The organism is Arthrobacter sp. ISL-5 (assembly GCF_018613835.1).
Lineage (GTDB): Bacteria > Actinomycetota > Actinomycetes > Actinomycetales > Micrococcaceae > Arthrobacter.
Genome location: NZ_JAGGPM010000032.1, coordinates 66,559 through 91,711, shown reverse-complemented (window position 1 = coordinate 91,711; position 25,153 = coordinate 66,559). Strand labels below are relative to the sequence as shown.

At 67.1% G+C, this 25,153-nt stretch carries 21 protein-coding genes; 10 read left to right on the top strand and 11 right to left on the bottom strand.

The features are described 5' to 3' along the window. Positions 1-28: 28 nt before the first annotated feature. Complete coding sequence (locus J7I89_RS18055) at positions 29-1,522, bottom strand: replication-associated recombination protein A (RefSeq protein WP_214973165.1); 1,494 nt, start codon at positions 1,520-1,522, stop codon at positions 29-31. A 62-nt stretch (positions 1,523-1,584) separates the two neighbouring features. Between J7I89_RS18055 and J7I89_RS18050 the strand changes: the two genes are divergently transcribed. Beyond that, a complete protein-coding gene (locus J7I89_RS18050) occupies positions 1,585-2,256 on the top strand; it encodes an acVLRF1 family peptidyl-tRNA hydrolase (RefSeq protein ID WP_214973164.1) in 672 nt (223 codons plus the stop codon). Positions 2,257-2,360: 104 nt separating this feature from the next. On the opposite strand, the gene J7I89_RS18045 is transcribed toward J7I89_RS18050, so the two are convergent. The 6 genes from J7I89_RS18045 to J7I89_RS18020 all read right to left on the bottom strand — a co-directional run bounded on the left by J7I89_RS18045 (position 2,361) and on the right by J7I89_RS18020 (position 7,945). Next, on the bottom strand, positions 2,361-2,684 hold the full coding sequence (locus J7I89_RS18045) for a 2Fe-2S iron-sulfur cluster-binding protein (protein ID WP_214973163.1): 324 nt from the start codon (positions 2,682-2,684) through the stop codon (positions 2,361-2,363). A gap of 9 nt (positions 2,685-2,693) precedes the next feature. After that, positions 2,694-3,998, bottom strand: a complete 1,305-nt coding sequence (locus J7I89_RS18040) for an NAD(P)/FAD-dependent oxidoreductase (RefSeq protein ID WP_214973162.1) — start codon at positions 3,996-3,998, stop codon at positions 2,694-2,696. Next, on the bottom strand, positions 3,991-4,308 hold the full coding sequence (locus tag J7I89_RS18035) for a cytochrome P450 (RefSeq protein ID WP_214973160.1): 318 nt from the start codon (positions 4,306-4,308) through the stop codon (positions 3,991-3,993). The genes J7I89_RS18040 and J7I89_RS18035 overlap by 8 nt, the downstream gene beginning before the upstream one ends. 9 nt (positions 4,309-4,317) lie before the next feature. After that, entirely contained in the window at positions 4,318-5,250 is a 933-nt protein-coding gene (locus tag J7I89_RS18030; RefSeq protein WP_214973159.1) for a cytochrome P450, read from the bottom strand. Positions 5,251-5,413: 163 nt separating this feature from the next. Further along, positions 5,414-6,181 (bottom strand): IclR family transcriptional regulator, encoded by a 768-nt coding sequence (locus tag J7I89_RS18025; RefSeq protein ID WP_214973157.1) that lies wholly within the window; start codon positions 6,179-6,181, stop codon positions 5,414-5,416. A 21-nt stretch (positions 6,182-6,202) separates the two neighbouring features. Then, positions 6,203-7,945 carry an FAD-dependent oxidoreductase gene (locus J7I89_RS18020; RefSeq protein ID WP_251045515.1) on the bottom strand — a complete coding sequence of 581 codons (1,743 nt, stop codon included), beginning with the start codon at positions 7,943-7,945 and terminating at the stop codon, positions 6,203-6,205. A gap of 145 nt (positions 7,946-8,090) precedes the next feature. Here J7I89_RS18020 and J7I89_RS18015 point away from each other — a divergent pair, with 145 nt between their 5' ends. The 5 genes from J7I89_RS18015 to J7I89_RS17995 all read left to right on the top strand — a co-directional run bounded on the left by J7I89_RS18015 (position 8,091) and on the right by J7I89_RS17995 (position 13,237). After that, positions 8,091-8,882 (top strand): IclR family transcriptional regulator, encoded by a 792-nt coding sequence (locus J7I89_RS18015; protein ID WP_214973156.1) that lies wholly within the window; start codon positions 8,091-8,093, stop codon positions 8,880-8,882. Positions 8,883-8,982: 100 nt separating this feature from the next. Then, positions 8,983-9,744 (top strand): SDR family NAD(P)-dependent oxidoreductase, encoded by a 762-nt coding sequence (locus tag J7I89_RS18010; protein WP_214973154.1) that lies wholly within the window; start codon positions 8,983-8,985, stop codon positions 9,742-9,744. A 74-nt stretch (positions 9,745-9,818) separates the two neighbouring features. Further along, positions 9,819-11,495 carry an FAD-dependent oxidoreductase gene (locus J7I89_RS18005; RefSeq protein WP_214973152.1) on the top strand — a complete coding sequence of 559 codons (1,677 nt, stop codon included), beginning with the start codon at positions 9,819-9,821 and terminating at the stop codon, positions 11,493-11,495. Position 11,496: 1 nt separating this feature from the next. Next, a complete protein-coding gene (locus J7I89_RS18000; protein WP_214973150.1) occupies positions 11,497-11,826 on the top strand; it encodes a Dabb family protein in 330 nt (109 codons plus the stop codon). Positions 11,827-11,836: 10 nt separating this feature from the next. Beyond that, positions 11,837-13,237 carry an MFS transporter gene (locus J7I89_RS17995; protein WP_214973148.1) on the top strand — a complete coding sequence of 467 codons (1,401 nt, stop codon included), beginning with the start codon at positions 11,837-11,839 and terminating at the stop codon, positions 13,235-13,237. Positions 13,238-13,668: 431 nt separating this feature from the next. On the opposite strand, the gene J7I89_RS17990 is transcribed toward J7I89_RS17995, so the two are convergent. Continuing rightward, positions 13,669-14,463, bottom strand: a complete 795-nt coding sequence (locus tag J7I89_RS17990) for a GNAT family N-acetyltransferase (RefSeq protein ID WP_214973146.1) — start codon at positions 14,461-14,463, stop codon at positions 13,669-13,671. Positions 14,464-14,629: 166 nt separating this feature from the next. Then, complete coding sequence (gene aspS / locus J7I89_RS17985) at positions 14,630-16,423, bottom strand: aspartate--tRNA ligase (RefSeq protein WP_214973144.1); 1,794 nt, start codon at positions 16,421-16,423, stop codon at positions 14,630-14,632. Positions 16,424-16,520: 97 nt separating this feature from the next. Between aspS and J7I89_RS17980 the strand changes: the two genes are divergently transcribed. Then, positions 16,521-17,765, top strand: a complete 1,245-nt coding sequence (locus J7I89_RS17980; RefSeq protein ID WP_214973142.1) for an APC family permease — start codon at positions 16,521-16,523, stop codon at positions 17,763-17,765. A 71-nt stretch (positions 17,766-17,836) separates the two neighbouring features. Here the strand turns inward: J7I89_RS17980 and hisS are convergent, their stop codons facing one another. Continuing rightward, positions 17,837-19,189 carry a histidine--tRNA ligase gene (gene hisS, locus J7I89_RS17975; protein WP_214973140.1) on the bottom strand — a complete coding sequence of 451 codons (1,353 nt, stop codon included), beginning with the start codon at positions 19,187-19,189 and terminating at the stop codon, positions 17,837-17,839. 256 nt (positions 19,190-19,445) lie between these two features. Here hisS and J7I89_RS17970 point away from each other — a divergent pair, with 256 nt between their 5' ends. The 3 genes from J7I89_RS17970 to J7I89_RS17960 all read left to right on the top strand — a co-directional run bounded on the left by J7I89_RS17970 (position 19,446) and on the right by J7I89_RS17960 (position 22,832). Next, positions 19,446-20,246 carry a peptidylprolyl isomerase gene (locus J7I89_RS17970; protein ID WP_214973138.1) on the top strand — a complete coding sequence of 267 codons (801 nt, stop codon included), beginning with the start codon at positions 19,446-19,448 and terminating at the stop codon, positions 20,244-20,246. Positions 20,247-20,316: 70 nt separating this feature from the next. Beyond that, positions 20,317-22,038 (top strand): DUF349 domain-containing protein, encoded by a 1,722-nt coding sequence (locus J7I89_RS17965; RefSeq protein WP_214973136.1) that lies wholly within the window; start codon positions 20,317-20,319, stop codon positions 22,036-22,038. Positions 22,039-22,127: 89 nt separating this feature from the next. Then, a complete protein-coding gene (locus tag J7I89_RS17960; RefSeq protein WP_214973134.1) occupies positions 22,128-22,832 on the top strand; it encodes a type IV toxin-antitoxin system AbiEi family antitoxin in 705 nt (234 codons plus the stop codon). On the opposite strand, the gene J7I89_RS17955 is transcribed toward J7I89_RS17960, so the two are convergent. After that, on the bottom strand, positions 22,713-25,106 hold the full coding sequence (locus tag J7I89_RS17955) for a bifunctional (p)ppGpp synthetase/guanosine-3',5'-bis(diphosphate) 3'-pyrophosphohydrolase (protein ID WP_374102028.1): 2,394 nt from the start codon (positions 25,104-25,106) through the stop codon (positions 22,713-22,715). The two genes, J7I89_RS17960 and J7I89_RS17955, sit on opposite strands and share 120 nt — an antisense overlap. Positions 25,107-25,153: the final 47 nt, after the last annotated feature.

Here is a 25,153-nt window from a genome sequence, read left to right as displayed (position 1 = left end):
CAGACAAGCATCAATCTTAGCATGATGCTCACTTGCCCCGGACGATCTTCCGGAGGCGTTCGAGCCGGACGGCGATGTCCCGCTCGGCCCCGTTGCCGGTGGGCTCGTAGTAGTCGCGGCCCACGAGGTCGTCCGGCGGGTACTGCTGGCGGGCCACCGAGTGCGGGGCGTCGTGGGCGTACTTGTACCCCTGCCCGTGACCCAGCTGCTTCGATCCGGGGTAGTGCGCATCCCGCAGGTGCGCGGGGATTCCGTTCCCCAGGCCTGCCCGGACGTCCGCAATGGCCTTGTTGATGCCCATGTAGGCAGCATTGGACTTCGGTGCCGTGGCGAGGTGGACCACGGCTTCGGCGAGGACGATCCTGCCTTCCGGCATGCCGATCAGCTGGACCGCCTGCGCGGCCGCCACGGCGGTCTGCAGGGCGGTGGGGTCAGCCATGCCCACGTCCTCCGCCGCGGAAATCACGATGCGGCGTGCCACGAAGCGCGGGTCCTCCCCCGCCTCCAGCATCCTGGCGAGGTAGTGCAGCGCAGCGTCCACGTCGGAACCCCGGATGGACTTGATGAAGGCACTCGCAACGTCATAGTGCTGGTCGCCGGCGCGGTCGTACCGGACCGCGGCAACGTCCAGCGCCCGCTCGGTGTGGCGGAGCTCAACGGTGACCGGCTCCTCCGTCAGCGGCGCGGCGGCGGCAGTGCCGTCGTCGTCGGCGTCGGCGGAAATGCCGCCGTCGGCGGAAGGGACGACGTCGTCCGCGTCGCCGAAAGCCACACCGGCTGCGGCCTCCAGCGCGGTCAGGGCGCGTCGGGCGTCCCCGCCGGACAGCCTGACCAGGTGGGCCAGGGCGTCGGCACTCAGCCGGACCTTGCCGTTCAGCCCCCGGGTGTCCTCCACGGCGCGCTGGAGCAGGCCTTGAATGTCGGCGTCGGTCAGCGGCTTGAGCGTGAGGAGGAGCGAGCGGGACAGCAGCGGCGAGACCACCGAGAAGGACGGATTCTCGGTAGTTGCGGCCACGAGCACCACCCAGCGGTTTTCGACGCCGGGCAGCAGCGCGTCCTGCTGCGCCTTGTTGAACCGGTGGATCTCGTCCAGGAACAGGACCGTGGTGGTTTTGTAGAGGTCGCGGGCGGTCAGCGCCTCGTCCATGACCCGGCGCACGTCCTTGACGCCGGCCGTGATGGCAGACAGTTCGACGAACTTGCGCCCGGGCCCGCGCGCAATCACATGCGCCAGCGTCGTCTTGCCGGTGCCGGGCGGGCCCCAGAGAATGAGCGAGCTTGGACCGGCCGGGCCGACTGCATCGGCGCCGGCAGCCAGCTGGCGAAGCGGCGATCCCTGCCCCAGCAGGTGCTGCTGGCCCACCACGTCATCCAGGGTGCGCGGCCGCATCCGGACAGCCAGCGGGCTGCGCGGCGAGGCTGTGCGCCCGCCTAGAGGTCCGCCACTTGGGCGGCCCGACGGCGAGGCGTCGCCGTCGTCCGCGTCTTCGTTGTCCGGCCCCGAGCCGAAGAGATCATCCACATAGATAGGCTACTCATAGATTCACCGGGCAAAGTCCGGTCACGGAAGCAAGGAAGTCGGCAATGCCACACAGCGGCGCACCAGGACGTCCTGCCGCCGCATCGCGGACCGCGTTCATATCCGGCGCACGGCTGGCCGGCTGGGTGGATCGCTTCGGCTCCAGCCACGGCGACCTCGGGATTGAGGACCACGACGACGGCGTGCGGCTGTTTGCGCCCGACGGCGCCAGCGCGCTGCTGCAGGCGCCCTGGCCGGCCGACGGCCGGCCCGGACGGGGCGCCGACCTCGTGGCCCGGCTGGCCTCGCTCGCGTCGCAACCACGGAGGATCGGCCTGGTCCTCGTCCGCAGGGGCGGGTACGGAGTGGCCGTGGCGAGTGAAGGCAGGCTGCTGGCCGCCAAGACCGGGTCGAAGTACGTGCAGTCGCGCACCGCGGCCGGCGGCCAGTCCCAGCAGAGGTACGCGCGGCGCCGCGCCAATCAGGCGGACTCGATGGTGGAGGCCGTCGCGGACCAGGCACGGCAGGTGTTTGCCGGGCAGGTCATCGAGTACATCGTTCCCGGCGGCGACAGGGGCATGGCCGAACTCGTTCTCGACGAGCCGGCGCTCAAGGCCTACGCCGGGCTGCCGCGCCTGGCCTACCTCGATGTCCCCGATCCCCGTGCAGCCGTGCTGAAGAAGGCGGCCGCGGATGCCTGTGCCGTGCGTGTCACGGTCACGGACCCGCCGGCTTAATCCGCTGCCGGTCCGGCGCGGTTCCGATGGTTTGCACCATTTCGACGGTTCCCTGCCGGTTCGACGCTTCGCAGCATCGAGTGCGCAGGGAACCGTCGAAACGGTTACTCCTCGGGCGCGAGGATGACGGTGGCTCCGTTGAGATGCCGGCTGAAGTCGAGCTGGCAGGATAGCCTGGAGCCGCATTCCCGGTACTCCTCGGCTTCGACAAGCAGTTCCAGTTCGTCCTCGCTGCGTTCGCCCAGGGTGTCGAATACCTCCTTCTCCACGAACACGTGGCAGGTTGCACAGGAGGCGGTGCCGCCACACGAGGCCAGGACCGAGAGGTCGTTGTCGCGCAGGGCCTCCATCAGGGTCTGGTCCGGCTCCCATTCGAGGTGATGCGTGGAGCCTTCGCGGTCGATAACGGTCAGTTTGTTGTTGCTCATGGCGGTTCCTTAGATTCGGGCTGTCGCAGGGGCAGCGTCGGCGGGATTGGGGCCGGGGGAATTTGCGTCGTCGAGAATGGCGTCGGTGAGGGGAATGCCGGGGTCCGCCGCCAGCGCGGGGTCGATCCGGGCTCCGTGGGCGATCAGTTTCCTGGCCGGCCGGAAGTCGGTCAGGCCGGCGACGGTGTCGACGGCGGCGAGGCGGCCGTCCCGGAGATAGACCACCGAGAACCTGCCGCGTGCGGGTTCGCCGCGCACGATCACGTCGTCGTCCGGGTGGCGCACCCCGGCGGTCTGGAGCCGGACGCCGTGCTGGACGGTCCAGAACCAGGGGATTTCCGGAACTGCGGCCTGCTGGCCGGTGATGTGGGCGGCAACCCGGTCCGCCTGGGCCTGCGCGTTCTGGATGCATTCCAGGCGCTGGCTGGCGCCGTCGACCGGGCTGGTGAAGCGGGTGGCGTCACCGGTGGCGTAGATCGCCGGGTCGGAAGTCCGGCCGTCCCCGTCCACCAGGATGCCGTCCCGGCACTCGAGTCCGGCATCGGCGGCCAGCTCCTGGTTGGGCAGCACTCCGATCCCCGCCAGTACGACGTCGGCATGGAAGACGGTGCCGTCGGCGGTGACCACGCGCTCGGCGCGCCCGTCTCCCTCAATGGCCGTGACCGCGGCGCCAAAGACGAACCGGACACCGTGCTGCTCGTGGAGCTGTTCGAAATGGCGCGATACCGGGGCGGAGGTCACACGGCTCATGACGCGGTCCTGGAACTCCAGAACCGTCACCTCGCAGGCTTTCGCGGAGGCCGCGGCGGCTACTTCAAGTCCGATATACCCGGCGCCGATGATGGCGACGCGGGCTCCCCGAACCAGCAGCCGCTTGAGCTCGAGGGCGTCGTCCCGTGTTCTCAGCGACTGGACCCCGGCCAGACCGGCGCCGGGCACCGTGAGGGGCCTCGCCCGCGAACCCGTGGCGATAACGAGCCGGTGGTAGGCGTGACGGCTGCCATCGGACAGCAGGACTGTCGCGCCCTTCCTGTCGATGGCCTCCGCCGTGATGCCCCTCAGCCGGTCGATCCGCTTGTCCTCGTAGAACTTCTCCTTGCGCAGGACAGCCGACTCATCCGGCGCTCCGTCTTTCAGGAGTTCCTTGGAGAGCGGGGGGCGTTCATACGGCGTCTCCTTTTCTGCGTCGAGCAGCAGGATGCCGCCCTCCCAGCCCCGGGAACGGAGTCCCGCGGCGACGGCAACGCCGGAGTGTCCGGCGCCGACGATCATCACCGGAGCGGAGTGCCCGCTCATGGCTTCCGGCTCACGCATCGAACTGCTCCAGCGTCACGTGGAGGTGCTCCGGCCCCGAATTCGTCAGGTTGTTTCCGCGTACGTATTCGATCGGCCGGTTGGGATCGACAGCCAGGGATCCCAGCTTTTCCGCGAGGAGCTTCACGGTCACCAGGACCTCGAGCCGTGCGAGGGGAGCCCCGAGGCAGCTGTGGACGCCGTGGCCGAAGCCGAGATGGCCATCGGTGTTGCGGTCGATGTCGAACCGCTCGCCGTCGGGGTACTTGCCGCTGTCCCGGTTCGCGGCGGCAGGCAGCAGGCGGACGATGGCGCCGGCCGGAATTGTCACCCCGGCAACCTACACCTCCTCTGTGGTGATCCGGCTGGCCCGCTGCACCGTGCCGCGGTAGCGGGCCAGTTCCTCGACAAAAAGATTCGCGTCGTCCGGGTTCCGGCGGATCCGGTCCAGGAGTCCGGGCTGTTCGCTGAACACGCGGAACGCGTTGGCCAGCAGGATGGTGGTGGTGTCGTGGCCGGCGACGAAGACGAAGGCGCAGAGTTCCTTGGCTTCCTTCTCGCTGAGCAGGCCGTCCTTCCACATCCGGGCGATGTGGCCGCCGACGGAGTCGCTCTCCTCCCGGTAGAGGCGCTCCATGGTGTCCTTCAGGTAGGCGAAGAACTCGAAGGTGCTCTGCTCGTCGGTGCCGGTGCCCTGGGCGTTGCGGGCCAGCCGGCCGAAGTAGCTGAAGGTTTCGTCGGACCAGAACTTCATCTTGTCGAAGTCCTCGGCCGGCACGTCGAGCAGGGCGCTGATGGTGGACATGCTGAGCGGGATCGCGTAGTCGTCCACGGCGTCGCCGCCGCCGGCCGCGAGCATCGGAGCCAGGTACTTTTCGGCGTTCTGGCGGACCCGGTCCTCAAAGCGGGCGATCGCCTTCGGGATGAAGGCCTGCGCAACCACCTGGCGCAGCCTGGTGTGGTTGGGGGCGTCGAACAGGGTCAGGAAGGTCAGCGGAACCGGGTCCACAACCTGGGAGGAGAAGACCTTCGGTGCCCGCATTGCCCGGCGGACGTCGTCGTACCGGGAAATGAACCAGACATCCGAAACGGGCGAATGGGCCCGGAGGACCGGGGCGTTTTCCCGCATCCATTCGTAGTGGGCGTAGGGATCGCCCTGCGTCCCGTCATCGACCACCTTGAACGGCGCCATGCCCTCAGGCCAGCTCAGTTCATTCGAATACGGGGCCAGGCCGTCGCTTTCGCCAGCGGATACCGAGGGTATTTCTGTCATACGGGCAGACATCATTGTCCTTCTTTCCGGATTGCGTCGACGTGATCTACGTCTCAAGTCACAATGCCGAGTTCCCCGGCTCCGCTCCCACAGGTCTTCCGTTCATCGGTTGTGAAAGTCCGCCCCCGGACCCAACTCAAAGCCCGGGTGTGCAGGCTCGTGGCTAGCACCTGGGCGCCGCAGCTGACTTCAAAGCCCGCGAAATCCCGTGCGCGGCGGTCAGCAACGCGGGGACGGTCAACGGAACGGCGGCTTCCTGCCGAGGAACGATGGCATTGAGGGCGGCAACGATGGTGTTGTCGGGGCCGAAGACAGGCACGGCAATGCCGGTCCACTCCGTTACGCCAATGCCAGGCAAGGCCACGTAGCCGCGTTGCCTGATTTCGGCCAGATGCTTCCGGATGAGTGCGGGGTCGGTGATGGTCTCGGGGGTCACCGCCGCCAGCGGGCCTGAAAGCACCTCGTCCTGGAAGGCAGGCGGAGAAAATGCCAGCAGCACGAGGCCGGACGAGGCGGCGTGAATGGGCATTCTCTGGGCAATATGAGCCGCGTCCAGGCTGGATTGCGGCGAGGACAGGCGCTCCACGTAGAGCACCGTCCCGTGGTCCAGCACCGCCAGCGTGGCGTGCTGGTGCACGGCTGCCTGGACATCCTCCATGAAGGGCAGAGCCAGCTCACGAAGATTCAGCGCACGCGAACCCCGTGCGGCCAGCTCCCACATCCGCATCCCGGAGCGCAGGTTCCCGTCCGGCAGCCGCTCAATCAGGCCGTGGAGGACCAGATCGTCCACCAGCCGGTGGGCGGTGGTCAGGGGCAGGCCCGCGCGGCGGGCGAGGCCGGAGAGCGTCATGGTCGGCAGGTTCCGATCGAACGCACTCATGAGCCGCACGACGCGGCTGATCACCGATTCACCCGATGGTGAGTTTGCCATGGACGGCTCCGGCCCGGCGCCCTAGCCGGCTGCCACGTTGGCCGCGCGGTCCACACCCCGGGCGGCCGCGAGCCCGGCGATATCGCGGCCGGCACGGTAACCGAACACGAGGGCCGGACCAATGTGCGAGCCGTAGCCCGGGTAGCCGCCGCCGAAAACGCTCACCGCAGCCGCGCCGACTGCAAGGAGGCCGGGGATCGCCGTTCCCTGCGGGGTGACAACTTCCGAGCGCTCGTTGACGCCCACCCCGGCGAAGGTGCCAAGGTCGCCCATCTGGATCTTCGCGGCGTAGTACGGGCCCTTGCCCACCGGGGCGAGGTTCGGATTCGGCGCGTGCTCCATGTCGCCGCGGAAGTGGTTGTACAGCGTTGAGCCGCGGCCGAATGCCGGATCCTCACCGCGCTCTGCTGCGGGGTTGAAGTGAGCCACGGTCGCTGCGAGGCCCTCGGCGTCGATCCCGAGCTTCCCGGCCAGTTCCGCCAGGGTGTCCCCCTTGACCAGGTACCCGGTCTTGTAGAAATAGCCTCGGGGCATCGGCCAGGGCTTGGCGTAGCCGATGCCGTATTTGTGCATCGTCTTTGCGTCGCCGATCACATACCCGAACGTCTTGTCCTCGTCCTTGTTGTGCCCGATCATCGCGCCGCCGAAGTCGTGGTAACTCAGGGCCTCGTTTCCGAAGCGCTTGCCGTGACGGTCGACGGCGATCAGGCCGGGCAGGCCGATCGCCCGCAGGTGCGGAAAGAGCCGTTGCTGGCCGTTGAGGTACTTGAACACGGTCACCGGGGCCCAGGAGCCCACGCTGAACACGGAATCGTCGATGTGCCCGCCGGCACTGATCGCCAGGGTGGCGGCGTCCCCGCCGTGGCCCACGGTCGGCGTGAAGTGGTCATCGCCGTCGGCGTCGTGCGGAAAATACTGCTGCCGCAGTTCCTTGTTGCCGGAGAAGCCGCCGGCGGCGAGGATGACGCCGAGCCGAGCGGTCACTGTGGCGGCATGCTCGCCGCCGATCACGGCGCCCGTGATGGTTCCGGCGTCGTCGCGGGTCAGTGAAAGGGCCGGTGAGGAATTCCACAGGCGGACGCCCAGGTCATCGGCGCTCTTGACCATGCGGGTCATCAGGGCGTTGCCGTTGGACCGCAGGACGGGTCGCTTGTACCGGGCGGCGTCGGCCCACGTGCGCAGCAGTTTCTTGGCCACATAGACGAACGACTTAATCGACTGGTTGACGTGGAAGAACTCGTTGATGTCCGGCCCCACCTGCGGCATGTAGCCGAAGACTGTGTAGGAACTCATGTACGGCTGCATCAGGAGTCGCTTGTCCCCCAGCACCCGGGCGTCAACGTCCTGCGGAAGGATCGCACGACCTGACAGCTTCGCGCCGGGCAGGTCCATCTGGTAGTCCGGGGACTTTTCCGGGTAGGTGAACTTCACCTCGGTTTCGTTCTCGAAAAAGGAGATCGCCTCAGGCACGGTATCCAGGAAGTCCCTGACGCCTGCTTCGTTGACCGTCTCAGGGGCGAGGTTCCTCAGGTACGTCTCGGCTTCCTCCCGCGTATCGCCCTGCGCCACGCCCTGCTTGTTGCCGGGCACCCACGCCCAGCCTGCGGAAATGGCCGTGGTACCGCCGAAGTACTGTTCCTTTTCCGCAACGATCACGGTCAATCCCTGCGAAGCGGCTTTCAACGCTGCGGCCATCCCGGCCACGCCGGAGCCGATGACGAGGACATCACAGACCGCATTGTTCATTGTTCTTGTCTTGCTCATGGTTCCTACCTTGCTCATTCGTCCTGCACGTTCAGGCTGCCCGCATCCTCGCGGCAGCCGCGGGAAGGCTAAATCCCCAGTAGATGCGAGGGCGCCGGCGCCCGGGAGGAGGATTACCATTGAGCGGGAATCCTGAGGAGGAAGCGTGGCCAATTCCCCATCGGGCGAGTCGATCATCGGCCGCTTCGTGAAGATCGTGAGCGCGTTCGACGACCGCCACACGTCCATGAGCGTCGCCGAACTGGGGCGCCGGACCGGGCTGCCGGTGACCACCACCTACCGGCTGGTCAACGATCTGCTGCTCGAACGGCTACTCGAACGCGAACCCGGCGGTGACATCCACATCGGCACGCGGATGTGGGAACTCGTTTCCCGCGGGTCCAAGATGCTGGGACTGCGGGAGGCGGCCCTGCCGTTCATGGAGGACGTCCAGGCCGTGGTGCAGCACTCCACCACCCTTGGCATCCTTGATTCCGACGAGGTCCTGTACATCGAGCGGCTGGGCTCCGACAAAACCATCGTCGACATCACCAAGATCGCCGGCAGGCTGCCGGTGCATGCAACCTCCTCGGGCCTGGTCCTGCTGGCCCACTCGCCGGCCGCCTATCAGGACAGCTTCTTGGCCAGGCCCCTGACGAAGTTCACCGAAACCACCCTGACCGATCCCGCTGTACTCCGCCGCCACCTGGCCGAGATCAGGCAGCGCGGCTTCGCCGCCATGCCGGGCGTGATCGTGCCCGAATCGAGCGGCATCGCCGTCCCCGTCTTCGGGCCCGACAACACGGTCTGCGCGGCGCTGAGCGTGGTGGTCCCCCGGAACGAGGAGAACGCCGCCGCCCGCGTGCCCGTCCTGATGGCGGCCGCACGGGGCATATCAAGAGCCCTCGGTTGGCGGGGCGAGCTGAAAGGAACGCTCCGCCAGAGTCACTCAAAGTAAGTATTTCCGTTCATCGGTAATCGTGTGGTTCCCATCACAACTCCCCTGCCACTCTGGCTAGGACGCAGCGAAGAGGCTGCAGGAGCACGAGGAGCACCACATGAATCCCACACAGAACCGGGTGGCAGGAAAGACCGCCATCGTCACCGGAGGCCGGGGCGACCTGGGCAGCGCCACCGCCGCCCTCCTGGCTGAACACGGCGCAATCGTCGCCAGCCTGGACGTGGCCGGCATCCCGGCCGCCGCGACCCACGCAAACATCAGCGAATACGACGTCGACGTCACCAGTGAGGCCAGCGTCGCCGACGCCATCCGCCGGGTCCGCGACGAACTGGGCACGCCGGACATCCTGGTCAACGCCGCCGGAATCATCGGCCCGGCCGGCGCCTCCCACACCGCCTCCGTCACGGACTTCGACATGATCTTCAACGTCAACGTCAAGGGCGTCTGGTTGATGACCAAGCACGTGGTCCCCGGCATGATCGAAAAAGGCACCGGCAGCATCGTCAACTTCTCCTCCATCCACGGCATCACCGGTGGCAGGAATGTGCCGCTGTACCACGCCACCAAGGGCGCCGTCCGGCTCCTGAGCAAGTCGGACGCGGCGGCCTACGGAAGTTACGGCATCCGGGTGAACTCCATCCACCCCGGATCCATGAACACCAGGATGAGCCGCCGCTCAGCCGAGCAGTCCGATATCGGCGCCGAGGCCTACTACAAACAGCTGGTCGGCTCCAACCCGCTGCCCCGCCAGGGCCAACCGGACGAGATCGCCTACGGCGTGCTGTACCTGGCGTCCGACGAATCGCGCTTCACCACTGGCTCCGAGCTCGTCATCGACGGCGGCTACACCGCCGTCTGACCCTGCCCTCCGGCCCCAGCCCCGCCCGCGGGCGCTGCGCAGACATTTCTTCCTCTGAAAGGCAACACCACCCCATGAAATTCATCAACGGATCCGCGTCGGACAGCTACGATGTCGTCGTCGTGGGCTCCGGCGCGGGCGCGCTCACCGCCGCCGCCACCGCAGCCCGGGCCGGCAAGTCGGTAGTCGTGCTGGAGAAAAGCGAACTGCTGGGCGGCACGTCCGCCGTCTCCGGCGGCATGCTCTGGGTGGCGGACAACCACCACGCACGGAAGGCCGGTAGTACCGATTCCAAGGAGGCAGCCGCCGAGTATGTGCGCGCCGTGGCCCGCGGACGCGGCCGGCAAGAGCTCCTGGATGCGGCACTGAACCACGGCGACCAGATGCTCCGCTTCGTGGAAGAAGAATGCGGCGTCCGCTTCATCTTCCTCGACAACTTCCCCGACTACCGGCAGGACCTGCCCGGCGCCATGGAGGGCGGCCGCACGGTGGAGCCCGAGCTGTTCAACAGCAAGGAAGCCCTGGGCGGTCTCAGGGCGCACGTCCGCAGTGACGGCCGCGCGCCGTTCACCATGCAGGAATACGAAAACTGGGGCGCCTTCACCAAGTTCCCATGGGACGAACTGGCCGGCCGCCAGGACCAGGGGCTCGTTGCCAAGGGCCAGGCCCTCGTCTCCATGCTGCTGGCCAGCCTGGTCCGCGACGGCGCCGCGCTCGTCACCGGGGCACGGGGGCACCGCCTGCTCACCGACGGCGGCCGGGTGACCGGCGTCGAACTGGAATCCGGCGAAGCCTTCCGGGCGAACGACGGCGTGGTGCTGGCCACCGGAGGCTTCGAGTGGGACAAGGCCCTGGCCGACTCGATGCTCGCTTCGCGGCTGTACACGATGTGCTCGCCGCCCTCGAACACGGGCGACGGGCTGCGGATGTCGCAGCGCATCGGCGGCCAGACCCGCGGCACCCGCGAAGCCTGGTGGGCACCGATGTCCATCACCGGGGACATCCGCGACGGGCAGCCTGTGGGCACCCTGCTCCGCTTCGAACGCCAGGGCCCGGGATCGATCATGGTGAACCGCCACGGCCGCCGGTTCGCCAACGAGTCGCAGAACTACAACGATCTCGCCCGCAGCCTGCAGTCCTGGGACTCCGCCGCGAACCGGACCCTCAACACCCCGGCCCACGTGATCGTGGACCACGGCTACCTGGAGCGCTACGGCATCCTGGCGCACCGCGCCGGCCAGCCGGCGCCGGGCTACCTGATCGAGGCGGCAACCCTCGAGGAACTGGCCGCAAAGATCAACGTTCCGGCGGAGAACCTCGCCGCTACCGTGGCGCGGTTCAACGAGTTCGCGGTCAAGGGCGAGGACCCCGACTTCGGCCGCGGCGAAAGTGCGTACGACAAGTACTGGGGCGACGACGACTGCCCGTGGCCGAACCCCTCGCTTGGCCCGCTCCAGTTCGGACCGTTCTACGCCCTGGAGGTGGTCAACGGCGCCTTCGGCACCAACGGAGGCGTGGCCACAGACGGGCTGGCCCGCGTGCTCGACGTCGACAACCGCCCCATCCCGGGCCTGTTCGCCGCCGGGAACACCACCGAAAACGCCTACGCCGCAGGCTACCCAGGCGCCGGCGCCACCCTCGGACCGATCATGACGATGGGCTACCTCGCCGGCCGCACCATCGCCGGCCTGTCACCGGAGTACCGCGCTGCCGAACAGGCTGGGCAAACCGCGGACCTGGTTGGTGCCTGAGATGATCCGCCACACCGTGCTCTTCAAGTTCAAGCCGGGTTTCCCGCCCGCCGACAAGCAGGCCTGGATTGACGGCCTCAACAACATGACCGGCAAAATCCCCGGCATGCTCAGCCTCAGCCACGGCGCGGACGTCCTCAGCACCGAGCGCTCTTTCGACTACGCCATTGTGGCCGACTTCGAAACGGTCGAGGACATCGCGGTGTACAACACGCACCCGCTCCACGAGCCGCTGAAAGCGTACTCGTTCCCCAACAGCCAGCAGATCCTCTCGGTGGACTTCCGCCTCGGGGACACCTCTGCGGCAACCACTAAGACAACGCAGTCTTAAGGAGATTCCCATGCAGTCTGCATCCACAACTCAACCCGCAATGCCGCCGGCCCAGCGCAAGACCCCAGGCAAGGCCGCCCTGGCGTCCTTCCTCGGCAGCACGCTGGAGTACTACGACTTCTTCATCTACGGAACCGCCGCCGCCCTAGTGTTCCCGCACCTGTTCTTCCCTTCTGCAGACCCTGCCATCGGACTGATTGGCGCCTTCGCCACCTTCGGCGTCGCCTACGTGGCCAGGCCTGTCGGCGGCCTGGTCATGGGCCATTTCGGCGACAAACTGGGACGGAAAAAGATCCTGCTGCTGACCCTGGGCATCATGGGCCTCGCCTCGCTTGGCATCGGATTCCTCCCCACCTACGAGCAGCTCGGCGTCTGGGCGCCCATCCTCCTGGTGGCCGGCCGGCTGGCCCAGGGATTCTCCGCTGGCGCTGAGTCTGCGGGCGCCTCCACCCTCACGCTGGAGCATTCGCCCGAGGGCAAGCGGGGCTTCTTCACCAGCTTCGTCATGACGGGCTACGCCTCCGGCATGGTGCTGGCAACCCTCGTGTTCATCCCGGTCACCGCCCTGCCCCAGGAAGCGATGATGAGCTGGGGCTGGCGCATCCCGTTCTGGCTCTCCATCGTGGTCCTGGCCATCGCCTACTGGGTCCGGACGCACCTGGACGAAACACCGGTCTTCGAGGAGGCCCAGGAGAGCCGCCAGGTCGCCCCCATGCCCATCAAGGAAGTGCTCCGTTTCCAGGCCCCGGACGTGCTGCGCGTCGTGGGCATGTCCATCATGTCCGTGATGCAGACCATTTTCACGGTTTTTGGACTGGCGTACGCCACGTCCACCGCAGGCTTCGACCGCGCGTCCATCCTCACCGTAAACGCCGTCGCCATCGGCCTGTCCATGTTCGCCATGCCGCTGGCGGCGAAGCTCTCGGACCGGATCGGCCGCCGGCCCCTGCTGCTCACCGCCGCATTCGGGTGCTCAGCCACGATCTTCCTGTACTTCCTTGCGCTGTCCACCGGCAACATCGTCCTGGTCTTCCTGGCGGCTTTCCTGAACATGACCGTGCTCTACTCGGGCTTCAACGGCATCTGGCCCGCATTCTTCGCCGAGCAGTTCGCCGCTCCTGTCCGCTACACCGGAATGGCCATGGGCAACCAGCTGGGGCTGGTCCTCGCCGGCTTCGGGCCGATGATCGCCGGCATGCTGCTGGCTCCGGGAGTCACGGGCTGGGTTCCGGTGGCCGTCTTCGGCACTGTCTGCATGCTCATTGCCGCAGCGTCCGCGTTCTACTCCCGGGAAACGTACAGGACGCCGATTCAGGAACTCGGGGCACCCTACCTGGCGGGCACCGCACGGCGCCGGGAGGCGTTCGACGAGCAGAAACTGACCCAGCAGCCCGCCGTCGGGCTCCACTAAGCCCCCGCGAGCCTACGCCCAAGCGCCATTTCGACGGTTCCCTGCCGGTTCGATGCTTCGCCGCGTCGAGTGCGCAGGGAACCGTCGAAACGGCGGACCGAAGAACCTGCGAGGAAGGAAAGCACATGCCGCGCCGCTTCAGCCGCCGGACAAAGTACCCCAGCCACTGGCCAGTTCAGGTATCGGGGATGCCTGCCGGCCGGCAGCCAAGGCCCCAGACCTGTGCGGCGGCAATCGAACAGACGCCTCCGGCACCCGCTCAACCGGCCGACGACGACGAACTTACGGCGTCGCCCTGGGTCGGTCTGCACTACCGGGCCGAGGGGTCGTAGCTCCACCCCGGCACCGTTTCGACGGTGCCCTGCCGGTTCGACCCTTCGCAACGTCGAGTGCGCAGGGAACCGTCTAATTGGGTTACCCGACCCCGCGTCCTAGCAGCCGGTCAGGTGCCGCTTCGGCCGCTCCTGCCGATAGTGGTAGCGGCCGGTTTCCCGGAAGCCGGCCCGGGCATACAGGTCCCGGGCACCGGAATTGGCTGCCGTCACCAGCAACCAGTAACCGTCAAGCCCTTTTGCCGCCCCCAGCAGCGACCGCAGCACCCTGTTTGCGTAGCCGCGGCGGCGGGCATCCGGACGGGTCACCATGCAGTACAGTCCGCCCCAGCTATCTGCCCCGCCGTCAGCTCCGTCGGGAGGAACAGCAAGGCGTCCGACGGCGGCGGGCAGGCCGTCGTCGTCCCTCACCAGGGCGTACAGCGACTGGCAGCCCTCGAGGATTCCGCGGGCGGCGGCGAGGGAATCCTCGTCGCCGCGGCCGTCCACGCTCCACCAAAGCCGCAGCCACTCGTCCGTGGGCCCAGCCGAAAGCTCAACACCCGGATCGGGCACCAGGGCGTCCCCGCCGCGCACCAGGATCAGGGTCTCGGACTGACGGGTGAAGCCTTCCTCGTCGAGGACAGCGTTCAGCGCGTCACTGCCGGCGTTGTCGAATACCTGGAAGATTAAAGGAAGCCGGCGGCTGCGGTACCAGGCCCGGGCATCGCGGAGCAAGGCCGGCCATTTGTGCCGGGTTCCACCCGGCCCCGAGCGCGGCCAGACGGAGTTGGCCCGCTGCGTGACGCCGTCGGCGGCACGGAGCACCCATTCCCCCGTGTCGTAGCGGTCAGGGGCAGGCCACGCGGCGTCCATCAGTGCTTCCAGCCGCGGCAGCGAGATCAGTTCCGTCATGGTTCCTTCTTATCGGCGGACGCCAACGGCTCCCCGGGATTCCGGGGAGCCGTTGTTACTGCAGGAGCCGTTGATACAGCTGGTGGTGCTAAGCCCTTCACGTGCAGTGCCCTTCAGGTGCAGTGCCCTTCGAAGGGACGCTGAACCGCGAGGCGTCCTGCCCCGCTTACTTCTCTTCGGGCTTCTTCGCTTCAGGCTTCTTGGCCTCGGGCTTGAAGTCCACGCCGGCTTCCTTGCGCTGCTGGGCAGTGATGGGCGCAGGGGCGTCCGTGAGGGGGTCGTGGCCGCCGCCGGACTTCGGGAAGGCGATGACGTCGCGGATCGAATCCACTCCCGCCAGCAGCGCTACAACACGGTCCCAGCCGAAGGCGATGCCGCCGTGCGGCGGAGCACCGTACTTGAAGCCCTCCAGCAGGAAGCCGAACTTGGTCTGCGCGTCCGCCTTGTCCAGGCCCATGAGCTCAAATACACGCTCCTGGATGTCCCGCTCGTGGATACGGATGGATCCGCCGCCGATTTCGTTGCCGTTGCAGACGATGTCGTAGGCGTAGGAAAGCGCCGATTCGGGGTCCTTGTCGAACGAGTCCATGAACTCGGGCTTGGGCGAGGTGAACGCGTGGTGGACGGCAGTCCACTGGCCGGCGCCGACGGCGACGTCACCGGAGGCGACAGCGGTAGCAGCGGGTTCAAACATGGGAGCATCCACGACCCAGCAGAAGGCCCAGGCATTGGGATCGATCAGGCCGGTGCGGTGGCCGATCTCAACCCGGGCGGCGCCGAGCAGTGCACGGGACGGCGCCTTTTCGCCGGCGGCGAAGAAGATGCAGTCGCCGGGCTTGGCGCCGACGGCGTCGGCCAGGCCGGCGCGTTCGGTCTCGGTAAGGTTCTTGGCCACGGGGCCGGCGAGCTCGCCGTCTTCCTTGTACAGAACATAGGCCAGGCCCTTGGCGCCGCGCTGCTTGGCCCATTCCTGCCAGGCATCCAGGGCACGGCGTGCCTGGGAAGCTCCGCCCGGCATGACCACGGCACCCACGTAGGGCGCCTTGAAGACGCCGAAGTTGGTGTCCTTGAAGAACTCGGTCAGCTCAGTGAGTTCCTGGCCGAACCGCAGATCGGGCTTGTCGGAGCCGTACCGTGCCATGGCGTCCGCGTAGGTGATCCGCTGGATGGGCGTGGGGATCTCGACGTCGATCAGCTTCCACAGCGCCTTCACGATGTTTTCGCCGAGCGTGATGATGTCATCCTGGTCGACGAAGCTGGCCTCGATGTCCAGCTGGGTGAACTCCGGCTGGCGGTCGGCGCGGAAGTCCTCGTCCCGGTAGCAGCGGGCAATCTGGTAGTACTTCTCGAAGCCGCCCACCTGCAGCAGCTGCTTGAAAAGCTGCGGGGACTGCGGCAGTGCATACCAGGATCCTGGTGCGAGGCGGGCCGGGACCACGAAGTCGCGGGCGCCTTCCGGCGTCGAACGCGTCAGCGTGGGAGTCTCGATCTCGACGAAGCCGTCCTGGTGCAGCAGTTCGCGTGCCACGCGGTTGGCTTCGGAGCGGAGGCGGAGGTTGCGGCTGGGGCCGGGGCGGCGCAGGTCAAGGTAGCGGTGCTTGAGCCGGGCTTCCTCGCCGACCTCGACGTGCTCATCGATCTGGAACGGCAGCGCTTCCGCGGTGTTGAGGATGACCACCTTGTCCGCCATGACCTCGATCTCGCCGGTGGCCAGCGCCGGGTTTTCGTTGCCTTCGGGGCGCTGGGAAACCGTGCCGGTCACCTGCAGCACATACTCGTTGCGCAGCCCGTGGAAGACCTCTTCTTCACGGACCACGATCTGGGCGACGCCTGAGGCGTCACGCAGATCGACGAATGCGACACCACCGTGATCACGACGGCGGCCAACCCAGCCAGCCAGGGTTACGGTTTGTCCAATGTGCTCGGAACGGAGGGATCCGAGGTCATGTGTGCGCAGCACAGCATTCCTTTCAGAAGGAAAACGATATGAAGTTCAATAGGATCGTTGTGGAACGATCCCGTCCGAGTTTACCCGCTGGAAAGGTTCACGACCCGCCATGACCAGGCATCAGAAGCTCCAGCGAAGGCTAGGTGTGTTCGACGCAACATCCATCGGACTCGGATCGATGCTGGGCGCCGGCGTCTTTGTGGTTTTCGGTCCCGCCGCCGGCCTGGCCGGAAATCTGCTCCTCGTATCCGTTGTGGTTGCCGGGGCGGTGGCGTACTGCAACGCCGTGGCCTCGGCCCAGCTCGCGGCCAAGTACCCGGAGAGTGGCGGCACCTACATCTACGGCCGCCGGCAGTTAGGCGAATGGCCCGGATTCCTTGCCGGCTGGGGTTTCGTGACCGGCAAGTCGGCCTCGTGCGCCGCCATGGCCCTGACCTTCGGGCAGTACGTGGCGCCGGACTACGCCACCCCGGTGGCCGTCGCGGCCGTGGCGGTGCTGACCGGAGTGAACCTGATGGGCATCACCCGGACGGCGTTCCTGACCCGCATCCTGCTGGGCATCGTGCTGGCCACCCTGGCGTTTGTGGCCGCGGCCAGCATCCTGGGTCCGCATCCTGCCGGCAGCGGGACGGGCGAATCCGTGGGCAGTGCATGGGGCATCCTGCCGGCTGCGGGCCTGGTGTTCTTCGCTTTCGCCGGCTATGCACGGATCGCGACCCTGGGCGAGGAGGTGAAGGACCCGGTGCGGGTCATCCCGCGCGCCATCCTGGGTGCACTGGGTGCGGCCTTCGCCATCTACTTGCTGCTGGGGGCGCTGCTGCTGGCCCATCTGCCCGTTCAGTCACTCGCAACATCAGCGGCACCCTTGCTCGACGCCGTAGCCCAGTCCCGCCTGTCCGGCTGGGCGCCCCTCGTGCAGGCAGGCGCCGCCGCAGCGTCCCTCGGCGCGCTGCTGGCGCTCATCACCGGGGTGGGGCGCACCGCCATGGCCATGGCCCGCGAACGAGACCTGCCCGGGCCGCTGGCGCGCGTCGGCGGACGCCATCCGGTGCCGTTCGTCGCCGAACTCGCCGTGGCCGCCGTCGTGATTGTGCTGTTGCTGACCAGCGACGTCGTTACGGTGGTGGGATTCTCCAGCTTCGGCGTGCTGCTGTACTACGCCGTGACCAACGCAGCGGCCTACACGCTCAAAGACCGCGCGCGGCACGCGCCCAAATGGCTCAATGCGGCGGGGCTCGCCGGCTGCCTCCTCCTCGCCTTCACGCTGCCGCCGGCTTCAGTGCTGACCATGGCGGCCGTGCTGGCGGCCGGCATGGGCGGACGGGCGCTGGCTCTCCGGCTGCGCCGGCACTGAGCCGCCGCTCCGTGGAGTGATATCCCGGGGCGGTCACTCGAGGTGGTCACCCGGAGTTACACCCCGGGTGGTTACTCCGGCGAGACGCCTGTGACCTGGACGTGGAGGTCCTCGTCCGACGGCGTCCAGGTGGCCGGATCCGCGTCGGTCTGCACGCCGGAGCGGATGTCCTTCACCTGGTGCTTGCCGTCGTCGTCGGTGAACCAGACGAAGGGGATCCCGCGGCGGTCGGCGAACTTGATCTGCTTTCCGAACTTTTCGGCCTTGGCGGCGACTTCCGTTGCGATGCCGCGGCTGCGCAGCTGGGTGGCGACGTCCTGCGCCTCTCCCCATGTGTCGTCGGCGTTCAGCGCGACGAGCACGGCGGTGGGCACCGAACGGGACGCCTTCGCGAGGTCCTGGCTGAGGATCCGGGAGACGAGCCGGGTCACGCCGATGGACAGCCCGACGCCGGGGAACTTGCGGTTGCCCTTGCTTGCCAGCGCATCATACCGACCGCCTGAGCAGATGGAGCCCAGCTGCTCGTGGCCGACCAGCACCGTTTCCACGACTGTTCCGGTGTAGTAGTCGAGCCCGCGCGCAATGCTCAGGTCCGCGATGACCTTGCCCGGGGCGCGCTTCACGGCGGCCTCAATGACCTGCTCGAGTTCGTCCAGGCCCTCTTCGAGGAGCTCGTTGCTCACGCCGAGGGAACGGACCTGCGCCACGAAGGACGTGTCCTCGGTCCGGATGCCCGCAAGCTTCAGTGCTGCCTGCGCCTGCTCATCGGTGGCGCCCAGCTCGGTCCTGAGCAGTTCAGCCACCTTGTCGGGGCCGATTTTCTCCAGTTTGTCGATGCTGCGGAGCACGCCGGCGGTGTCATCCAGGCCGATGCCGCGGTAGAAGCCCTCCGCGAGCTTCCTGTTGTTGATGCGGAGCCGGAAATCCGGGATCGGCAGCGCGCCCAGCGCCTCGGCGATGACCAGGGCGATTTCGACGTCGTAGCGGAACGGAAGGTCGCCGTCGCCCACCACATCGATGTCCGCCTGCGTGAACTCGCGGGCGCGGCCTTCCTGCGGGCGTTCCCCGCGCCAGACCTTCTGGATCTGGTAGCGGCGGAACGGGAAGGCAAGGTATCCGGCGTTCTCCACGACGTACCGCGCAAACGGAACCGTCAGGTCAAAGTGCAGGGCGAGGGCGTGGGGGTCGTGCTTGCCCTTGCCCTCTTCGCCGTCGTCATCCTGGAGCCGGCTCAGGCCGTAGACCTCTTTGTCGATCTCGCCCTTGCGCAGCAACTGGCCGACGGTTTCCACGGCACGGGTTTCAATCGAGGAGAAGCCGTGCAGTTCAAAGGTGCGGCGCAGGGAGTCCAGGACATGCTGCTCCACCAGCCGCTCCTCGGGAAGCCACTCGGGGAATCCGGACAGGGAGGCTGTGCGTGCCATGGTGGAGTTTCTCCTCAGGTAACCGAAGGCCGGAGTCCGCTGCGCAGTATTCCGCGTCGCCATTTGGATCAAAAAGCGGCGGCGAGGGCGGGAGTCCAGCCTGTCATGCATAAACTATGTGCGGCAGTCAGTTTATGCTTTCGGCGCCTGCATCTCTAATGCGGGACCGTTGGCTGACCGGCCGCCGCACTGCAGCTGCAGCCGGGGATGCCTTCAGGGTGGATCAGGCGGGCAGCCCGATCAACGAGGAGGACCTGTGGCGGCCAGTCCACGCGAGACGCGTGAAGCCAGAAGGCGCATCCAGCAAATGGAAGCCAAACGCGAGCTTCGCCGTGACCAGGAGAAGCGCCGCAAGCGGGACAACCTGCTTGCGGGAGGCGCCGGAGCGGCGGCGGTGATCGTCGCCGTCGTGCTTCAGCTGGCGGTTTTCTCCGGAAACCCGACAGAGGAAGAATTCGCCGCGGCGGAAGCCGGGCTTAACTCCCCCTCGGCGTCGCCATCCGCCACTGCCACCAACGCCCCCAACATCCCTAAGCCGGAGGCGGCCGCGGGCAAGGTCTTCACCGGCGAACTGAAACTGAACCGCGGAGCCGTGGGAGTTCAGCTGGACGGCACCAAGGCGCCGCAGGCCGCCGCCGTCTTCAAGTCCCTCGCCGACTCGGGCTATTACCAAGGCGTCAGCTGCCACCGGCTCACCACTGCCGATAACTTCGGCGTGCTGCAGTGCGGCTCCAAAACCGGAGACGGCCAGGGCGATCCCGGCTACACCTGGGGTCCGCTTGAAAACACGCCGGCGGACAACATATATCCGGCCGGCACCATTGCGGTGGCCCGCACGGGCGGAAACGCCTACGGCAACGGCACGCAGTTCTTCGTCGTATACAAGGACACGGTCATCCCCGCCGATGCCGCGGGCGGCTACACAGTGGTGGGCAAGGTGACCTCCGGCCTGGACCTGGTCGCAAAGATTGCGGCTGCAGGTCTTAAGTCGGGCGGAAACGCCACCGACGGCGCTCCTGTGGAACCAGTCACGATAGACTCGTTCTCTCTGAAGTAAGAACCCCGCGTCCCAAGCGGCCACGGGTGCATTACGAGAGTATTTTCCTCCAAGCGAAAGACTTTTAGCGGTGACAGACAGTCAGAAATCCGACGAAACAGCTGCCGACCTGAACGAGGTTGCGGCCCCTCCGGCCGAGCCGACGGAAGCAGCGGCAGACGACACGCAGGCAGAAGCAGTGCAGGCAGAAGACACGCAGCCCGAGGCTGAGCCGGCCGAGGTTACGCAGGCTGAGGACACGCAGTCAGGCGAGGCCGCGGCCGAGCAGGCCGACGTTGCCCCGGCTGAGGACACGCAGTCAGGCGAGGCCGCGGCCGAGCAGGCCGACGTTGCCCCGGTTGAAGAGGAGGCCGGTGCCGCCGAAGCGTCTGCACCCGCTGAAGAGCCTGCCCCTGCTGGGGCCGGTGCCGCTGAAGCGTCTGCCCCCGCTGCCCCGCGCCCGGCGCCCCGCCCGGCGCCGTCGCCCGCGGCGTTTGCCGCCCGTCCCAAGGCAGGCCCTGCGGCTGCCGTGGCGCCTGTACCTGCTGCGCCCGCGACGTCGCTGGCCGAAGCGGCCCGCTGGGGCCGCGTCGAGGGGGACGGCCACGTCTTCCTGACCATCGACGGCGAGGAGCACCCGGTCGGGCAGTACCCGGACGTCAGCAACGACGAGGCGCTGGCGTACTTCGCCCGGAAGTATGACGACATCGTGGCGCAGATCGTGCTGCTGGAACAGCGCGTTGCATCCAAGGCGCCCACGACTGACATGCAGAAGACCGTGACACACCTCCGCGAGCAGCTTGCTGAGCGCAACATGGTGGGAGACATCCGCTCCGCGGAAGGCAGGCTGGACACGCTGTCCACGGAGATCACCGCGCTCGAAAAGGCAGAGAAGGCGCAGCACGACGCCGTGCGGGCGGCCGAACTCGCCGCCCGGGAGGCCATCGTCACCGAGGCCGAAGCCATTTCCGGAACGGATCCGGCGCAAATCCAGTGGAAAACCTCCAGCGCCAGGATGAACGAACTGTTCGAAAGCTGGAAGACCGCACAGAAGAGCGGCGTCCGGCTTGGCCGCAGCAATGAAGATGCACTGTGGAAGCGGTTCCGCGCTGCCCGGACGGTCTTCGACCGCCACCGCCGCGCCTACTTCTCCCAGCTGGACAGCAACAACTCCGCGGCGAAGGCTGCCAAGGAGAAGCTGATCGCCGAGGCCGAGGCACTCTCTTCCTCGACCGACTGGGGATTTGCCGCCGGCGAATACCGCCGACTGATGGATGAGTGGAAGGCGTCACCGCGCGCCAGCCGCAAGGATGACGACGCACTGTGGGCCAGGTTCCGCGCGGCCCAGGATGTCTTCTTCTCCTCACGCCAGGCTGCGAACGACGAGATCGACCAGGAGTACGCCTCCAACCTGAAGGTCAAGGAGGCCCTCCTTGAGGAGGCCAACTCGATCCTGCCGGTCAAGGATCTCGGTGCCGCCAAGAAGGCCCTGCAGTCCGTCCGCGACCGCTGGGAGGAAGCCGGAAAGGTGCCCCGTGCGGATATGGGGCGCATCGAGGCTGGCCTGCGCAGGATTGAAGATGCTGTCCGGCAGGCCGAGGACGAAGTCTGGCAGCGCTCGAACCCTGAGACGAAGGCCCGCACCAACAGCGCCCTGAGCCAGCTTGAATCGGCCATCGCCGGGCTCAAGGATGATCTGGCCAAGGCCGCGAAGGCCGGCGACCAGCGCAAGATCAAGGCTGCCCAGGAAGCCCTGGACGCCCGCCAGGCGTGGCTGGACCAGATCCAGCGTTCGGCCAGCGAGCTCTCCTAGCCAGGACACTCCGCAGGCCCCGTACCGGTTATCCACATAGCCGGGACGGGGCCTGTACTCGTTTTGGGCCCTTCCGGCAGGATGGCTGAATGGCCTCAATTTCCGGGAGCGCCCCCGACTCCCCCGCGCAGCTTCTGGACCTCTATGCCCCGGGCCCGTTGTTCTCCTGGCCGGAACTGCAGTCCATGGCGGCCGACGGCGTGCTGGCGCAGCTCTACCAGCACGGCTACACCATTCCCGGCATGGCCGCATCCCCGCAGCTGCGGGCCCGCGCTGCAGCGTTCGCAGTTCCGCCTGCGATCCGCCAGCGGGTCGTGGCCGGGCGAATGACGGCCGCCTGGATCTATGGCTGCGCGCGCGAGCCGGACCGCCTCGCCCTGCTGGTGGACGCCAAACGCCGCATCTCGAGCCTTCGGTCCACCAGGGGCTGCACGCTCCACGAGGTCCGGCTCGGCCCCTTCGACGTCGTGAGCCTGGGCGGGCTGATGGTCTCAAGCCCCCTGCGGACGGCCCTGGATATTGCCCTGCACGTTGAGGCCGAACGCGCAGTACCGGCCTTGCGCCAACTGCTGGAAAGGCCCGAACTCGATGTCCGGCTGCGACTCCTGACCTTGGCCGTGGAAGCGTCGCCCCGGCTGCCCCACAAGAACGCGGCGCTGGAAAAGCTGGCCCTGCTAGCTCCTCCGGCGGTTGCCCGTAGTCCGGTAGACGTCGAACACGCCGTCGATTCGCCGGACGGCGCTCAGCACGTGGCTGAGGTACTTGGGGTCGCCCATCTCGAAGGCAAACTTTGAGATGGCCACCCGATCGGTCGACGTATGAACGCTGGCGGCGAGGATGTTGACGTGGTTCTCGGAAAGGACACGCGTGACGTCGGACAAGAGGGATTTCCTGTCCAATGCCTCCACCTGGATCTCCACGAGGAACACGCTCGACTGGGTCGGGGCCCAATCGACGTCGACGATCCTGTCAGGCTGGTCCTTCAGGCCGGCAACGTTGGTGCAGTCAGTCCGATGCACGGAGACGCCCGAGCCGCGGGTGACGAAGCCGAGGATCGGGTCCGGCGGCACAGGGGTGCAGCAGCGTGCCAGTTTGACCCAGACGTCGCCCACGCCGCGGACCACCACGCCGGAGTCCGAGAAGCGGGCCTTGCTGACCTGGGTGGGAATGCTGACTTCGGTGAGGTCATCGTCGGGCGTTTCGTTCCCGCCCAGGCTCTCGATGAGCTTTTCCATGACGGACTGGGCGGACGTGTGCCCGTCTCCGACGCCGGCGTAGAGACCGGAAATGTCGACGTACTTGAACTCCTCGGCAACGGCGGCGAGGGCGTCATGGGTCATCAGGCGCTGCAGCGGGAGGTTCTGCTTCCGCATGGCGCGGGTCAGCAACTCCTTGCCGCGGTCGATCGCCTCTTCGCGCCGTTCCTTGCTGAACCACTGGCGGATCTTATTCCGCGCGCGGGCGCTCTTGACGAAATGCTGCCAGTCCTGGCTCGGCCCGGCCCCTTCGGCCTTGGAGGTGAAAATCTCCACCCAGTCGCCGTGGTTGAGTTCGCTGTTGAGCGGGACCAGCTTTCCGTTGACCCTGGCCCCGATGGTCCGGTGGCCCACCTCGGTGTGCACCGCGTAGGCAAAGTCCACGGGAGTGGAGCCGGCCGGAAGCGCCATGACCTCGCCTTTGGGCGTGAACACGAAGACTTCCCGGGCGTTGATTTCGAACCGGAGCGAATCGAGGAATTCGCCGGGATCGGACGTTTCCTGCTGCCAGTCCACCAGGGAGCGGAGCCAGCCCATGTCGCCGTCGCGCGGGCTGCCGGGTCCGCTCGCGGTGCGGTTCGGCTGGTCCTTGTACTTCCAGTGGGCGGCGACACCGTACTCCGCGCGCCGGTGCATCTCATGCGTTCGGATCTGGATCTCCACGGGCTTGCCGCCCGGGCCGATCACCGTGGTGTGCAGGGACTGGTACATGTTGAACTTGGGCATGGCGATGTAGTCCTTGAACCGCCCCGGCAGCGGGTTCCACCGTGAATGCAGGGTGCCAAGGGCCGCATAACAGTCCCGGACCGAGTCCACCAGGACACGCACGCCCATGAGGTCGTTGATGTCGTCGAAGTCCTTGTCCCGGACGATCATCTTCTGGTAGATCGAGTAGTAGTGCTTGGGCCGGCCGGTAATGGTGGCCTTGATCCGGGCCGTGCGCAGGTCATCGGCGATCTGGTTCCGGATGACGCTGAGGCTCTTTTCGCGTTCCGGCGTGCGGTCGCCCACCATGCGCACGATTTCCTCGTACACCTTGGGATAGAGCGCGGCGAAGGAAAGGTCCTCCAGCTCCCACTTGATGGTGTTCATGCCGAGCCGGTGTGCCAGCGGGGCGAAGATCTCGAGTGTTTCGCGGGCCTTGCGGGCCGAGGACTCCGCGGAAACGAACCGCCACGTCCTCGCGTTGTGCAGCCGGTCGGCCAGCTTGATCATGAGGACCCGGATGTCCTTGGCCATGGCCACGACCATTTTGCGGACCGTTTCGGACTGGGCGGCTTCGCCGAAGCTGACCTTGTCCAGCTTAGTCACGCCGTCCACGAGCATGGCCACTTCCGGGCCGAAGTCCGCTTTCAGGTCGGCCAGGGTGTAGGGAGTGTCCTCGACCGTGTCGTGGAGCAGCGCCGCAGCCAGCGTGGTCCCGCTGAGCCCCAGTTCCGCGAGGATGGTTGCCACGGCCACGGGGTGGGTGATGTAGGGATCGCCGCTCTTGCGCTTCTGGCCGCGGTGGCTCTGTTCCGCGACCACAAAGGCACGCTGGATCAGGTCGAAGTCCTCTTTGGGGTTGTTCGCCCGGACTGTCCGAAGCAAGGGCTCGAGGATGGGCGAATAGGTGGCGGTGCTCCGGCCTGTCAGCCTCGCCAGCCGGGACCGCGTGCGCTCACGCCTGCCTGGAAATGTGGGGCGGACACCCGAGTTGTCCACAGGAACACCCGGGCCGGGGCGTCCCTCAGCAACCAGACCAGTCTGCGGACCCTGGCCCGGACTGTTGTCCCCGGCTGCTGCTGGAGCCGACGTCGAACCCTCTTCCAATGAAGCACCCCTCATCAAACCCGTTTAATTATCCCAGTCTATTCCCG

What these genes read in the sequence shown, in the direction of transcription:
- J7I89_RS17980 (WP_214973142.1), top strand. Translation starts at nt 16,521, where the DNA reads ATGACCAGGCATCAGAAGCTCCAGCGAAGGCTAGGTGTGTTCGACGCA.
- J7I89_RS18030 (WP_214973159.1), bottom strand. Translation starts at nt 5,250, where the DNA reads ATGACAGAAATACCCTCGGTATCCGCTGGCGAAAGCGACGGCCTGGCC.
- J7I89_RS18025 (WP_214973157.1), bottom strand. Translation starts at nt 6,181, where the DNA reads ATGGCAAACTCACCATCGGGTGAATCGGTGATCAGCCGCGTCGTGCGG.
- J7I89_RS18045 (WP_214973163.1), bottom strand. Translation starts at nt 2,684, where the DNA reads ATGAGCAACAACAAACTGACCGTTATCGACCGCGAAGGCTCCACGCAT.
- J7I89_RS17990 (WP_214973146.1), bottom strand. Translation starts at nt 14,463, where the DNA reads ATGACGGAACTGATCTCGCTGCCGCGGCTGGAAGCACTGATGGACGCC.
- J7I89_RS17960 (WP_214973134.1), top strand. Translation starts at nt 22,128, where the DNA reads ATGGCCTCAATTTCCGGGAGCGCCCCCGACTCCCCCGCGCAGCTTCTG.
- J7I89_RS17995 (WP_214973148.1), top strand. Translation starts at nt 11,837, where the DNA reads ATGCAGTCTGCATCCACAACTCAACCCGCAATGCCGCCGGCCCAGCGC.
- J7I89_RS18010 (WP_214973154.1), top strand. Translation starts at nt 8,983, where the DNA reads ATGAATCCCACACAGAACCGGGTGGCAGGAAAGACCGCCATCGTCACC.
- J7I89_RS18050 (WP_214973164.1), top strand. Translation starts at nt 1,585, where the DNA reads ATGCCACACAGCGGCGCACCAGGACGTCCTGCCGCCGCATCGCGGACC.
- J7I89_RS18005 (WP_214973152.1), top strand. Translation starts at nt 9,819, where the DNA reads ATGAAATTCATCAACGGATCCGCGTCGGACAGCTACGATGTCGTCGTC.
- J7I89_RS18020 (WP_251045515.1), bottom strand. Translation starts at nt 7,945, where the DNA reads ATGAGCAAGACAAGAACAATGAACAATGCGGTCTGTGATGTCCTCGTC.
- J7I89_RS18000 (WP_214973150.1), top strand. Translation starts at nt 11,497, where the DNA reads ATGATCCGCCACACCGTGCTCTTCAAGTTCAAGCCGGGTTTCCCGCCC.
- hisS (WP_214973140.1), bottom strand. Translation starts at nt 19,189, where the DNA reads ATGGCACGCACAGCCTCCCTGTCCGGATTCCCCGAGTGGCTTCCCGAG.
- J7I89_RS18040 (WP_214973162.1), bottom strand. Translation starts at nt 3,998, where the DNA reads ATGCGTGAGCCGGAAGCCATGAGCGGGCACTCCGCTCCGGTGATGATC.